This window comes from Sphingobacterium sp. MYb388 (genome assembly GCF_037479535.1).
Lineage (GTDB): Bacteria > Bacteroidota > Bacteroidia > Sphingobacteriales > Sphingobacteriaceae > Sphingobacterium > Sphingobacterium anhuiense.
The window spans coordinates 1,173,475-1,187,964 of the sequence record NZ_JBBGYV010000001.1 but is presented as its reverse complement, the minus strand read 5'-3'; the positions used below and the strand labels follow the sequence as shown (position 1 = coordinate 1,187,964).

General features: G+C 40.7%; 6 protein-coding genes. 1 reads left to right on the top strand and 5 read right to left on the bottom strand.

The features are described 5' to 3' along the window. Nucleotides 1–7: 7 nt before the first annotated feature. The 3 genes from WH188_RS05205 to WH188_RS05195 form a co-directional block, all read right to left on the bottom strand. A complete protein-coding gene (locus tag WH188_RS05205; protein WP_339423451.1) occupies nt 8–1,285 on the bottom strand; it encodes a relaxase/mobilization nuclease domain-containing protein in 1,278 nt (425 codons plus the stop codon). After that, nucleotides 1,273–1,662 carry a plasmid mobilization protein gene (locus tag WH188_RS05200; protein WP_339423450.1) on the bottom strand — a complete coding sequence of 130 codons (390 nt, stop codon included), beginning with the start codon at nt 1,660–1,662 and terminating at the stop codon, nt 1,273–1,275. Before WH188_RS05200 ends, WH188_RS05205 begins: the two co-directional genes overlap by 13 nt. Before the next feature lie 194 nt (nt 1,663–1,856). After that, nucleotides 1,857–2,816 carry a toprim domain-containing protein gene (locus tag WH188_RS05195; RefSeq protein WP_339423449.1) on the bottom strand — a complete coding sequence of 320 codons (960 nt, stop codon included), beginning with the start codon at nt 2,814–2,816 and terminating at the stop codon, nt 1,857–1,859. Between the two features lie 63 nt (nt 2,817–2,879). Here WH188_RS05195 and WH188_RS05190 point away from each other — a divergent pair, with 63 nt between their 5' ends. Continuing rightward, the gene (locus WH188_RS05190; protein ID WP_339423448.1) at nt 2,880–3,176 is read left to right on the top strand and encodes a hypothetical protein; all 297 of its coding nucleotides are present in this window, start codon (nt 2,880–2,882) and stop codon (nt 3,174–3,176) included. 446 nt (nt 3,177–3,622) lie between these two features. Here the strand turns inward: WH188_RS05190 and WH188_RS05185 are convergent, their stop codons facing one another. Both WH188_RS05185 and WH188_RS05180 read right to left on the bottom strand, forming a co-directional pair. Beyond that, nucleotides 3,623–4,369 (bottom strand): hypothetical protein, encoded by a 747-nt coding sequence (locus WH188_RS05185; RefSeq protein ID WP_339423447.1) that lies wholly within the window; start codon nt 4,367–4,369, stop codon nt 3,623–3,625. 13 nt (nt 4,370–4,382) lie between these two features. Then, complete coding sequence (locus WH188_RS05180) at nt 4,383–14,477, bottom strand: RHS repeat domain-containing protein (RefSeq protein ID WP_339423446.1); 10,095 nt, start codon at nt 14,475–14,477, stop codon at nt 4,383–4,385. Between the last annotated feature and the right edge of the window lie 13 nt (nt 14,478–14,490).

Below are 14,490 nucleotides of genomic sequence, written 5' to 3'. Positions count from 1 at the left end.
AGAATAATTACCTTTTTTTCTTTCTCTTCTTTTTCTTCTTCCACTCAAAAGGCACCGCATTAGAGGCATATTCGTGCTGTAACAATAGGTCGAGCAACGTCTTCTCATTGTTCGATTCTGGCATCCCAACTTCCTGCTGTGGCAAAGTTTTCGGTGAGATATCAACTGTATTATCATTTGAATTCCCATGGTTTTCCTTGTTCAAAACACTGGTCTTGTCAGCGCTCGCCTGATGCAGTCCTAGACGTTCGGTCAAACCTTTTGCACTGTATGCTTTGCCAAGCGCACTGCCATTGAATACACATTTAGTTTTGAAATCGATATAGGTAATGCCGTAAACTAGCCCTTGCTCATTCTGCCGCAACACCATTTTTATACCTCTCCTTCGAAGGTCTTCTTCTAGTGCTGCAAGGGTCTTTGGCCTCTTGGAGGTTAGGGCAAAATCTATAGTCGATTTTATCTTTGCCTTATGTGCCTGTCTTGCCACATCGTTCTTCAGGAACTTATTTTCTATATAATTTAAGGTAGGTCTGTTATGGAAAAGGCTGGCCTTTATGGGTACGCCCACCGGGTTACCTTCGGTATCGAGCACACGGTATAATAGACCACGGTGCGCATAAACGCGTGAATCCTCCGCCCCTCTTTCTGCTTTTACATTGTAAAGCCTCAGCACTGCATTTAACTCCGCCAAGGTGGTATATTTATATTGGTCGAGCACATTGTCGAGTATATTTCCAATCGACCTTTTCGTTTCTGCTTTACCATATTGTAGCTTGCTGGCATCAATAGGCTTTAGTGCTAATAAATCTTTCCTATGGTCTTCCGCCTTTACCAACCCGTACTTTATTTCGAGTTCTTTTCTTGCGGGTTCCGACCTCTCCCTGCCAATATTATGAAGGGATATTCGTGAACCGTCCAACTCTATATTGGTAGTCACGATATGGCAATGAGGGTGTCCACTATCGTTATGGCGGTATACCAGGAACGGCTGCGCGCCAAAGCCGATCTTGTCCATATATTCCTTTGCAATGGCTGCAATCTTAGCATCTGAAAGCTGTTCGTCGGGCGCAAAATTTAGGGAGATATGGACGCTGTTAACCAGCACGTCCTCCCTTAATCCTGCCAGCTTTTGTAACAGGTTCAACCTGCGTTCGGCATTCATTTCTTCCATTGGATAAGGGTAATTTTGTGTCGTTAAAATTGATGCCACACCTTCTTCCAACTTGTTTTCATTATATTGAAAAGCACGTCGCAAGGAACTTCCCCAATTGATTATTGCAACCATTTTTGCGCAGTTTTATGGATGTATCCCGTAAGAGATTGCAGGGCTTCGAGGAGTATACCCCGCTCTTTATTGTATTGCGAAACCCAAAGTTTTACCTCAGGATCTTTATCACATAAATGGAGCTTATGTACCATCTGATTATAGTTGTTGCCGATCTTGTTCATATCCTTTTGCAACCTATGCAGCTCTGCCAAAATCTCTGACAGTCCGGTATCTTTAACACCTGCAAACACCGGCTTTTCCAGCAGAACTTTACGCAAATAGGCACTGAAATTCTTCTCGGTCGATTTGCGGAAATTGTTTTGCACAGCTTGATAACTTGGCTCGTCCATACGCAAGTGCAGCCACTTGTTCTTGTTGTTTTTATTCTCTTCCATCACAATTCATTTTCACGTTTAACATTCAGATTTTAATAATTTGCAGACACCACGACTTCGGAGTTAGGGGTTTTTCTCCCGGTATGTGAAACACCGGTACATCTTGCCGTTTCCGGGACGAAGCAGGGAAACCCCTTTTGCGCATAAAGCTTTTTTCAATACTCATTGCTATAGTTTTTTAGCTTTTGATTTAATTAGGGAGGGCACAGTAGTTTGTTTAAATACATTTTAGATTTACCTTGATGACAATGCCAGTCATTGAGATCCTTATGGTTTTTGTAAAGGGCACTTTGGTCTTTGTAAATTGAGATAAGCGAGCTGGCATAGCGGCTGTAATTTTGACCTGCAGTATCGTTATCCAGAAAGAGCCAAACCTCGCTGTAGGCTTCCATTATCGGTCTTGCCCTTTCAAACAATGTCAGGCTGCTCAGCACGAGAAAACTGTAGGTATGTTCAGCTTCAGGTATCAAGGTCAGGAACGATAAAAAGTCGATGAAGCCTTCGAACACGCAGATGCAGAATCGGTCAGGATGTAAGAGGGTAAAATCTTTTGGGCTGGAGCTGCCCTTGAAATAGGCGTTACGTATTTCCCAGCCACTCGAGCGATTTAGGAATCCAATAGCAAAATAGGTTTTGCTGCCAACAGCATAACGAAGCTCACGGCAGTAGTTATTCGCTATGCCGATGGGTATATGACGACGAGCAAGGTAATTGATCAAGCTGAACGCGTAGAGCGGACGATCGTCGAGAATAGTAAGACTACTTGCAGCATAATCATCACTTGTATTTTGTGCATAAGCATGCTTAGGAAAAGAAAAATCATTATTGTCCAATGATTGTAGGAACTCGGCAATTGTACAGTCTTTAAAACGGATGGCAAAGTCTATGATGCTACCTCCAACACCCTCACCGAAATCGTACCACCTATTGGTCTTCCGGTCCACCTTGAACGAAGGTGTTCGTTCTATCCGAAAAGGTGAATGGTACCAAAAATTATTTCCTCTGACCTTGACTGGCATTATGCCAAATCGTTGAAGGTAATCTACTAAATCTATGTCGCGTGCATGAGCACAGCTTAGCCTCACATTTCCCACATCCACTTCACTAAAATCCTCCACACCATTGTCGGGATGTGTAACAAATTTAGCAAGCATATATCGGCTATCCTTGTGTTGTTCAGATTCTAAACAAGTGAAAGCCCGTGCAAATATTGACCTTTGTGTTATGGTTTAATCAAAAATAATAACGTTATGGAGGAGAAAGATTTGAAATGGGTGTACGGTACGATTTTGTCTGCACCAGGGATGGACGAACTGGTGAAGCTAGACTTTAAGGCAAGCCGTAAGGTTATCCTGCTGTTGGGCGAAGTTATAGGTCGAGGATTAAAATCTAAGGGCAATGGATTACCAGAATGTGTGGAGCAAGAGATGCTCCATGAACTTCAGATGATAAGTGAAAATTTTATTGCGAGAGCAGGTATGACTGAATTGGAAAAAAACTTAAGGCAACTTTAGTTAAACACTAAAAAGAGGGTATTCTAATGAATCCCTCTTAATTTAGAACAAATTCACATGGCAAGCTTTAAATATGATTAATATACCGATTTCTTTAAGAAAAAAGTTCTAATCCAATTCTTTTTCATGTAAAATTCTATTCGAGATTCCTCTTCGAATAAAAGCTTTGTAAAGCTATCCTGTTGCTGTATAATTTATAAAAAGAGGATTGAAATCCAGAAGCAGTGCTTGCAAGAAGAGCAATCTAAGAATTGCTTCGTAGACTTAAGATGATTAAAGAAAATTTTATTGCATCACCAAGGCATGAATGATTGAATAAATCTTTGAATATTTATGTTCAAGTTAAATAGGTCTAATAGAGAGGTGATTTCTCTCTATTAGACTAATACGCAAATTAATTATATATTTAGCAAAGGTGTAACTGGCAATATTCTTGCTTAAAAACTTCAAACAAAAAACATTTTCAACTTTTCACTTGCATAAGGCAACTCATCAGAACTAATTGTCCAAATAGATAGATTTTCATTTAAATTTTTTACTTCACCAACTTTTGAACTGATTAAAAATTGCATTGCATTATTGTTTAATTGACTATTATTGATAACATTAAATAAATATACTTTTTTCAAAAAACCTTCTTTAATTTTCCCGGCATTTTGATTCCATTTATTATCTTCTTCATTTACTTCAGCTTTAATTCCAAATAATCCTTTCTTAAATTTCCTTTCAGTAGTTATATCATAATTTGAGTCTAAATCAACTAAATAAGCATAGTCAAAATCAACTAATTTATATAAACTTATCAAAAAACCTTGTATAAATTCTGCATTAAATAGAGTTAAATCTAAAGCAAAATGAAAAGTAAAAAGTCCATCTTTTAAATTCGCTTTCCTATTTAACATTTGATTGTCTATCAATAATACATTAGAATTAATTTCATCAGTAGCTAATATTTGAAAAATATCATTTTTCCTTTTAATCACCTTTAATAATTGATTGTAATTAGAGATTTTCTGAGCACCATAATTTAGTTCATAATAATCAAAACCCTTGCCGCCTAAAGAATCTATTTCCTTTTGTACAAGACTTATTATATCTAACATATCTATTTCCAAAGCCTGCTTTAAATCCACATTTTTAAATACCTTGATAACTTTATAATTGCTAGTTTTCCCTTTAAAAACATTAAACATATTTTATATTATTTTACGGTTTTATTATTTTATTTAAAAATCTTGCTCCTGTAAAAACATTGACTGTTCCATTGATTCCATTGTTACTCATAAAAAAGACATTTCTAGAAGACAATGTCAACAAATTATCTGTTTTTGATGCAACTTCGAAAACTTTAACTCTTCCAGAATGAAATAGAACTCCTACGTCTGGTCTAGGGCCATATCTAAAGTTCCCCCCTCCCAAAAGCCTTTTGTAGCCTAAGTCCAATGTAACCTTTGACACTCTAGGATCGACTGCATATCTTAAAGCAATTGCTTTTGAGAAAAATGCGTGCCCAATCGTTCCTGTAGATTGTGCTGAACCTATTACTTTTGTAGATACAGCTGCACTTGCACCACCAACGGGCACAAAAGTTGTACCTACACTAATAAACGCATCAATGTTATCATCTGTGGTGGTTACTTGCCCATCCAAATGGAAAGATAAATCATCAGACCTAAAATTCTTAACGAATAAATTTTGACCCGTTACATAAAACGCATCCGTAAAGGAATATGTTGCTCTTCCATACCAACTCTCACTGGATCCCCATTTATCCATCGCATTAGGTACGTGTTGCATTATATCTCCATTTGGAGATTCCATACGTCCGTCAGAATAAAAATATTGACTTCGTGTAGATGGTCTAATAACTGCCAATCCGTTTAAAACTATATTGTTTTCCGTACCTCCTGCATAATCTACATGTATGCTGCCTCTCAAAAGGTTTTTAACCTGACCATTGTTTTCCTTCGCAAAGCTTCTAGCAGCTTGTCTTTGCTCGGATGTTGATCCAAACCCCTTAATTCCAAATAGATCTCCAGCTGGATCACTATAGAGTATTGGATTTAGTCCGTTAACTGCATAATTACTAATACTAATTTGATCAACAGGATCTAAGTTCCACCTTCTCAATATTCTAGTGTCCATCTCCCAAAACTTTGCTGTAGACAGATTCCCGTTACCATAAACCTCATCCGACTTCATCTGAGTATTATAACCAAACGAATAGTTTTCAAATTCCTTTGTGCGCTCGCTCATCACAAATCCTCCCGGATAATGGTCACTAACGTTAGCCAAATTAGCATAAAAACCTGCATAGAGCCCACTTAAAGCACCGTAACCGCTTTTCCGATCTATTACTGTTGCCAACACATTACCTAAGTGGTCTGTAAGCTCATATTGCTTACTTCCCAAATTGCGCACTTCTCTAAAGGTGTCCAAACTTAGGTTAAACACGTTTCCGGAGTATGGACTTACTCTGTCATGTTTGATCCAGTCCTGAAAACCTCCACTTAACCATGGTCTTCGAATGTTTAAAGAACTGTCGCTAAGGTGTGCTTGTGTTACGCCGTCGTCCCCTATATAGACTACTCTATAATCATCCTTGGTATAAGTTTTAATGCCCAACCTGCTGCTACCGTAAAGATGGTGTTCAGATAAGAACAAAGTATCGGCTGCTATATTTGATGGATTAGGTGTATTTACCTGCGGCGGGTTATATGTCGGATTAAGCGTTCCAGTCAACACGCCAATATTGATTTGTTGCAAATATCCGTAAACGGAAAGTTGCGGGATATTGGATAGCACAGTATTGACAGAAGCTACCCCAATGTTATTCAGGAAGGAAACCATGAATCCATCCCTGTCATTTTGGTAAACGACATGTAAACGCTCGTCCAAGGAACTATGGTCCTTAAGCCAATTGGGATTCAAGGTTTCAAGGTAAGCTTTAAAAAATCCGGAGGCTGCATCCCTAGGAGCGTATAAATTTATATTGTTACGTAATTCGTCAGCAAGCCCAAGATTGGATAACAACCAACTTTTATTTATAATATTGGGGTCACTTGCCAAGTTTTTGTAAAACTCATCGGCACTAAAGTTTTTTGCTGATTCTAAAAAGCCTTCCCAGACGAGCGGAGCACCACCGCTAAGTGCATAACCCGAAATTTGGTTAGCCCGGTCAACATCTGACAGACCTGATGAGGGCAATCCTATATAATCCAAGATAGCTATACTAATATCAGGTGTGTACTTAGAAAGATGCATTATAGTTGGAAAGCTCTGCCTGCTGTCTTCTGCTAATGAACGGAAAATATTTCTGAAGCCACTGTTATCTCCGTTGCTGGAAAAAGTTGCCATCATTATGCCTGGGTCGGCACTTACCATTGGTGCAAAATAATCGCCTATGGATTCGTTCAAAGCCTGTGCATAGATACCATCCGACAATTGAAGATACTGTCCCAGCGTCAGAGACGAAGATTGATTATTACTCCATACACTACTAATGTTTATAGCAGCCTGAACCAAGCCAGTCGAAAACTGACCATTATGCGCAAATTGCGCGTTTAAGAATGGACTTAGGCCAGTATTGTTAGGTGTTTGCCAAGCGCCGTGCTGGGTTTGGATATGGTCGTTCAACCATTCTATCGTGAGCACATCGTTTACTTTGGACACGCCCTTGTAAACCGCCAATATATTTCCCGAAGCATCCCTGACGTAGACGTCGCTACGTCTGATCGTGTCAGAACCTTCCTTAACAAAAACGTCCTTACGAACTCGGTTGCCGGAGCCGTCATAATCATAATGTATCAGGAGATTGTCTGTCCCTGTTTCGATCTGCTCTACCTTACCATAAAGGTTCCAGGAAATATTCTCCAACTGGCCTTGTTGGTCACTCACGAGATTCCCGATTTCATCATAGTGATAGTTGTCGCTGATCTGACCTGCAGGAAGATCGCTTCCGCCCGAATTGGCAGCGGCATCGGTAACATAACCCAGTTTGTTTTTGATCGGATCAGGATAATGATAGGTCAGGTTATCGATATCGGTACCAGCCGCATTTTTGCGTAAGAGGGTTTTGATATTTCCGTCCATATCATAACTGTAGGCATTCTTGTAGGCCGCAGCCATAGTAGTCACTGTCCTGTACAGATCGTTACTTACAGAAGCATAGTCACCTTGTTTTAGTCTGTGCAGTTGGTCATACGTATAGGTTCGCTGTAAATTGTCAATTGTGTGCATACTTTTAGTCTGTCTTGCTATGTTGCCGTTAAACAAGGACCTTGATAAAGGGTTTATGGAATCGGTATAGGTCGCTCTCCTGTTACCTATCTGTTTATAGTCACCCAAGTGATAATCCAGACTATGGGCAAAGACATCCTTAGGATATAAGCCACCATTCAATCCATCCTCACCCATATCGTCCTCCGCCCTAAGAATATCTCCGTTAATTGCCTTGAGCCAACCTTGTATGGTATAGGCATATTGCACCGATTGAACCTTTAATTCCCCTAAATCCATTTGTGCCAACGGACCGTGTTTGTAGTACCTGTACGATGCGTCCCTGTCCCAAATGAGACCATCTTTGCTACTCATAGCAGTTTCCAGACGGTCATCCGCATCGTAGTCATACTTTTGGTAAAACTGGTCAGGTCTGCCCCTATTATAGCTTACCATATTTACTTTTCCACTCAACAGGTCATAATCGTAATCAATCCGTTTAAAACGCTGACCCAGATAGTCCATGTAAGGGTTATCCTGTGTCAAGGTGCTAACATTTCCCATTGCATCATAGCTAAAATGGGAAGCATAGGCATAATAGGATTCGGAACTCTGCTGCATGGCTAATTGAGGCGCGTAAAGTATACTGCTTACCCGCTTTCTCAAGTTTTCCTGTGTCGTGAGGCCTGCATTAGTTCCGAGATTGATCAATGCATTATCGTAAAATGTAGCGACCACATCTTCGCGAGGTTTGCTTCTAACCTGATCTGCGATAAAAGAATGTTCTACAGCCTCTGCAATTTTCACTAAGGCAGGATGGTCCTGTTGTACGCCAAAGATCACATAATCGCTGGGCAAGAAACCGATAGCCCCTGTTTCAGAAATTCGCCCCTGAAGATCATACAATGTATAGCTGTATTTGGACTGCCCTTTCTGTTTGGCGTTTTGCGAAAAAACGACCCTGCTCGATTTGTCATAAAAAAACTTGGTCGTATCCGCGTCCGGTGTCCATTGCATCACCAGTTGATCCAATCCATTATACTGATATAAGGAAACCTTGGTGTGGTTAGGTTTGTAACCCAGACCTCCATTGGTACGCTGCTCATCAACATACTGGATTACAGAAGGACTCAATGTGTCTACACCTGCCGGTGGTATGGTCCTAACAAGGTTGCCCGCCAAATCGTAGTAATAGAGTGTGTACTGATACTGCTGTTTGTGTGTTGACAACCAAAGGCTGTCTGTCGTATTTGTAGGAAAATGCCTCCTCATGGCCAGAAAATGGCTCTGTTTGATTGAATCAATATATCGACCATGTAACAGCTTACCTTGTTGAACCGCACTGAGCAGTACCTGTCTTTCACAATTTACGGTATCAACACAAACCTGATTATTTTGATGGTCGAACAGTACCACGTTTTGTATCATTTCACCGCTACCGATAGGGTAATCAGTATAGCCCTCACAAAAAACAGTGTGGATGTTGCCGCCTACTGTTTTTTGCATCTTCACCTTAAAACGATAGATAGATTCAGCTCCGGGTGCTATTTCTATAACATCACCCACAGATGACATGGTGTAATCTGATGACTGCCCTACCATTTTTGAGGATGGGAAAAGGTAGGTATTGTAAAGCTTATTCTCCTGATCGAATAACCTAAACCATGCACCCCCATTGGACATCTTAAATGCTTTAAGCGATGTACCTCCTGAACCAAGTGCTCCGACCGGTATTGTCAAGCTAGGGGAAGTCGGGAAAAGAGCATTGGACAACGAAGCCTTTACCTGATTGAGAACTACAGACAGCTTTGTAAAACCTGGGTGATTGGAAGAAGGCTGGGAGTAAAAGTAAAGGTCTTCTTTTTTATTGGCGCACCAGGTGTCCTGATAGGTCAACATGCCAGCATCTGCAAATTCAGTTATGCCTGGATTTTCCCTAAGCATTGGCGGAGCTAGGAGTTCTGATACCTCATCCTGATGAAGGCCTTGAAGACCATAAACATAACTAAGATACTGCTGCTTAATTGTATTGTTATAATCAGCACTGCGCATAATTTCACGGCTTTCAAGGAAATAACTCGCATGACAGGCAGTATTCGTGTCCTTAAAATAATTTCTCACACTGCTTATTACATCAGCCACCGAAGTCTCACTAACACTACCAGGAGTTGTAACATGATAATAAGTGTAAGGAACATATGATGTGCTTCCGGCAATTTTCAACTCTACTGCTATTGGTGTTATACTTGCTGAAGGCGCAATTGTTGACCAAGGAATTGGCGCAGTACAACCCGCGTTCCTAACAAATACATTTAGATACAGACCTGGATCAAATGGTTCTGTCGGATAAATGTATGTGTATAAACTACTGTTGTTGTTAACAAAATTATACGCTTTCTTAAGTTTGGGTTTTGGTATGGAATTAAAGTCAAGCCACATCAATATAACTCCATCGCTTGAACGCTTAAATGAGAAGTTGCTTACATTAACATCCTCAACATTTGAGTTGAATGCATTGATAAAATTGTCTGCTGCATTTTGGTTGGTAAAACCCAGTTCAAACTGGCCCTTTGATTTATTAAAAGGTATGTGGTCACTCAAAGCGCATCCCTTTATCAATTTTTCATATTCTTCGTAAGTATGCCCCTTTTTTAATTTAAAATTCAGAAAGTTACTGATGGCTTTTGGGTATAAAGGGTGATTCGTATACTGGGGTAAACTATAGTTAGGAACATCCGAATAGTATTCTTCCACAGCTTCTTTTATCTGAAGACAGTTCACACAATTATCCAATGATTCCGGATCACGCTCTTTTAGCATATCAATATTCCTACTCCAAATTGCATAAGGGTCACAAGAAGGGATAGAAGAAGCATAGCCATTGAGTTGGGCATATACCAAATTCCCCGCTATCAACCCGTTATTGATAGAAATTGTATTAACATCATCGAAGATGCTCGCGACATTGGTAAAACTTATATCGGAATAACTTGCCCCTTGAAAAACAACAGGCGTGTTCGTTGTGTTTGAGCAACCTGTAGGTGTCATAGTCAAAGCGCGTCTAGCAAAGTAGAGCGTATCGGTATAAGAACCTGCTTGAAATACTATTACAGGGTAAGTATAGGTAAAAGCACCATTAACGACTGTTTTCGTATAAGCGCGCAAGTTGACTGAACTTGAGCTATTTACAGCGAAGTATATTTCTCGTTCAAACTCGTTGTTCGACACGTCTAGCAAAAAGCTAGGATAGCTCGTGCCCCCAGAAGGTGACGCAGTGGTGAGCGCATCCTTTACTTCGGTCCTGTTCAAGAAATTAGAGAGCCCCGTGTAAAAAGATTCCTTACGGGGAACGAACCTACTTCTGTCCTGATTCCTATATTGATCATAAAGACCGTATTCTACCAAAAAAGGACTGCATAGTTCAGATATATTTATGTTGTTGTTATTAAGCACATCCATAACATTGTCAGGTGTGATATTAGCTCCATTTTGGCCTGGAGTACAATATAGGTCCATAAATTCACCAGCAATCATCAAGCTGTCATAATTGTCAAATCCACAACTTGTCAGATCGTTCATTATCTTTGCGACCTGAGTACGGCAAGAATTGTTCTGGCCCAGGTTATAGGTTTCCAAAATTTGTTGTGGCATCTGGTTATTGAACTGGGAGCCATTAATCCCATCCTGCATAATGCTGTTAAACCAACTTGGAGAATCAACATTTACCAAGTTATTGCTATTACCTGAAAACACCGGAGGGAAAATTGGAGGCTGAACCAGATATAACCTAAGTGAGTCACAGGGACCGCAATTTGAAGGCGCATCAAATTGTCTTTGCTTCCATAGATTTCTATTCGCCAGGTAATTACCTCTTAGTTTCTCAAAGTAAATATCCCGCACCTTAGGATCCAAAGTCAGGCTGTTGATCTCGTTATAAAACTGGGTGTTTGTGCAGTACATATAAGCTTCGGGACTATTGCAGCCGCAATATGCCTGTTGCAAAGAAAACGTATCAATCCTGCGCAACAGGTTATGGTTTGGAGGGAGTAATAACGAACTACCATCAATCTCGAAATGTGCCAGTTGATCCTGGGTTAAGGGACCTGCAGGTGTAAATCCTGTAAACAATGGATCCTGCTGAATGATAGACTCTAAATCATCCAAGCCCAGGATCGCTGCCTCCTCGAAGTTGTTGATACTATTAAGCTGACGTTCAAAACCGTCATCACAAAATGTCAACTTACAATATTCTGGATGCAGGGGTAATAGCGCTTCGGCGATGTCGTCGTTAAAATTTTCAATTAACTGGATTGGCGTTAGGGTTGATGCACTTACCGTAAGCATATTATTATGCTCATCTCTTATGGAAACCATGGGCAGGCTTAAGCATTCCCATTGATAACGATATTTAATCTCAATTCCATTGTTATCACAATTATAAGGACCGCTGTACCATGACCCTGGATCTAAGTTACAAGGAAAAAGGGTTGAACTAGTCCATATTGAATCAGTCCTAATTGAAGTACATGTTGCTGCTGCTGGATATTGGTTAAGGCATGGCGAATTCTGTGCTGAATCCAATGAATTATAATTGACACAGGTGTGTAAAAGATACAGGCAACTGTAAGTCACTTCGCCCACAAGAGGCGTTCCCATGGAAGATACAAAAGAGAATATAGAATTTGATAAACCATATCGGAAAACACCATTTGGCGTTGTATTATATTTTCCATACTTCGCCCCGGGGTACAGTTCGGCCTTCATCTGTGCACGTCTTTGTTCACAGGAACCTAGGGTATCTGCCGGCTCGCACGGGAAATTCTCTGCATCTACTACCCTCCTGATGAAAGAATCCTGATATACGTAGCATTTTTCAATACCGGTATTGTCGTCCGTAAAGTAGGAAGCCAGCCTGCGCATAGTTGTATCTGGAAAATACAGTTCCTTGGTCAGCGTATACTTATCCGGATTTAGTTCGGCTGTCACCGTAGGAGCACTGTACACCTGGGGGGTCGGAGAGGAATTTATTTCCGTTAAGCCAACACTATTTGACTGTGAGGCTGCCAATTCCCCACATTCACTTACTAACTTATATTTGTAGTAACCTTGTACATGTATGTATTTATTTCCGCAATTCGCAAAATACGGTGGAATCCTTACCCCGTACCGGAGTTGATTCTCACCTAATGATTCGGAAAAAAAACTGTGCTCGGCAACCCTTAACCCAGGGCTGATGTCCTGTGCCAAGTCTGCGAAGAGGTTCATCGAAACAGTTTGCTCCTTGGCTATATTATCCAATTGCCTAATTGGATACAGTGTGCTGTCTGGCGATTTCCCAACAAGTGCGGTAGCCACAACTTTACCCGAAGGATTAAATATACTGAAACTTGACTGCTTATTTGGGTCAGTAACCACCTCTTTTGGGTAATATTGTTTCCAACCGGCTTCCGAACCCATCAAACGGTTAAGCTCATGCTGATCGGCACGGACATAACTCATGTTCGTACCGTGTTTCCGCCACCGTTGAAAATCGATACCTGCACCGCCCTTCCATATAATTTTGTTGGTATTGTCAGAGGAGTACCTAGTTTCCATAAATGGGTAGCCCTTTGCATCAGGAACGAACTGCTGCATCCCAACCATATTATTGTTGGCAGGGGAATAATACTTGGAAGCCAGTGCATTTTCATGTAGGGGAGCTATAGAATCGGTTCCACAACCTTTGTCAAAATCAAAGGCTGTGTACGGTAGGGCTGTGGCCTTATTTAAAGTAAGATCCGGCTTGTAGTTTAGGTCCTGTGACTGGACAGGTATGGGCAGTGTCTGGATAGAAGGTCTACCCTCATAGTCATAAATCTTGTCCGCTGCTACCACATAATCGATATCGGTGTTTATCTTGGTCTGTGTCTGTCTGCCGTGACCTGCCCCATCGAAATAATTAACAATGTGCTTTGACTTTCCTTCTTCCGCAAAATTGATCGAATACTGCCAGTTAAAATCATCACCATCATGCGGGTTAGTTATGAAATATAAAGATTTTGATAAACAGACATTGGGTCCTGTATATGTATTTTGGTTCAATACACCGCTCTCGGACATATTCCACGGTGAATAAATTAATTTGCCATAGTTGTCCGGATCCGGTCTTACCGTTCTTATTCTAAATACCAGAACACCATATTCATAGACAATTGGGATGTTATAGCTATTGTCGTAAGTCTGTATCCGCGTGGCATTATTCTTAAAATTGTAGGTGAATTCAAAAACGCTTGGGTTAAATTTATAAGAACTGGCTCCTGTAGCATAATTATCCAACTTATAGCCATCGACATAGGTCCATTCCAGCTCATACTTTACCGGTTTGTAGTCATCGTATGACGGCATATAGGAACAGGGGAAAGTTTGTGTAGCTGGGTTATATTGTCTCCAGCTGACACGTAGTTGATTTTTTGTGGGTACTGTTGAGGCATCCGAGTTTATAAAAATTGCCTGGGGCGTCAGCACATAGCGCTGCACCGAAATTTGCGGCTCGATATAGAAATTCTTCACGAGGGAAGCTACATTGACGGGCGTAGTTGTCCCATTTATATAAATACCCGTTATAGACACGTCCATCGCATGGAACTGACCGTCAATTTTATAAACCGTAAGATCCTTATACCTGCTCAATGAGTCCTTGTCGTACTGGAGTACGATTGACATATTAGAAAGGGTGAACGATGCAGGTGATGCCGGATTGTTATAGCCCTTTACCTGCAGGTCGACCCGGTAACTATAGTTGTTATTTATGGTAAGGATATCATGGTTGATACCGACACGTAGGGTATTGCTAATACTTTTGAATTTATACAGTGTATTCCAACTGCTGTTTGTCTTCATCTCCTGCCACCAGTCGTGCTCTATATGAAGGACATCACCATAGTTTACGATAGCTGTCGCATTCAACCGTTCCACAAAGGGATCCGGTTTGAACTGGAATTCCTGCGCCATCAATGTTCCGCCATTGCATGTAATCAATGCAAGCAGGAAACAAACCTTCATTATTACCGTGCGCACTGTGCGGTGATTTAAAACTTGGTTCATAACTCAATAATTT

Excerpts from the sequence above, each read along its gene's own strand:
- WH188_RS05205 (WP_339423451.1), bottom strand. The coding sequence starts at position 1,285 with ATGGTTGCAATAATCAATTGGGGAAGTTCCTTGCGACGTGCTTTTCAA.
- WH188_RS05200 (WP_339423450.1), bottom strand. The coding sequence starts at position 1,662 with ATGGAAGAGAATAAAAACAACAAGAACAAGTGGCTGCACTTGCGTATG.
- WH188_RS05195 (WP_339423449.1), bottom strand. The coding sequence starts at position 2,816 with ATGCTTGCTAAATTTGTTACACATCCCGACAATGGTGTGGAGGATTTT.
- WH188_RS05185 (WP_339423447.1), bottom strand. The coding sequence starts at position 4,369 with ATGTTTAATGTTTTTAAAGGGAAAACTAGCAATTATAAAGTTATCAAG.
- WH188_RS05180 (WP_339423446.1), bottom strand. The coding sequence starts at position 14,477 with ATGAACCAAGTTTTAAATCACCGCACAGTGCGCACGGTAATAATGAAG.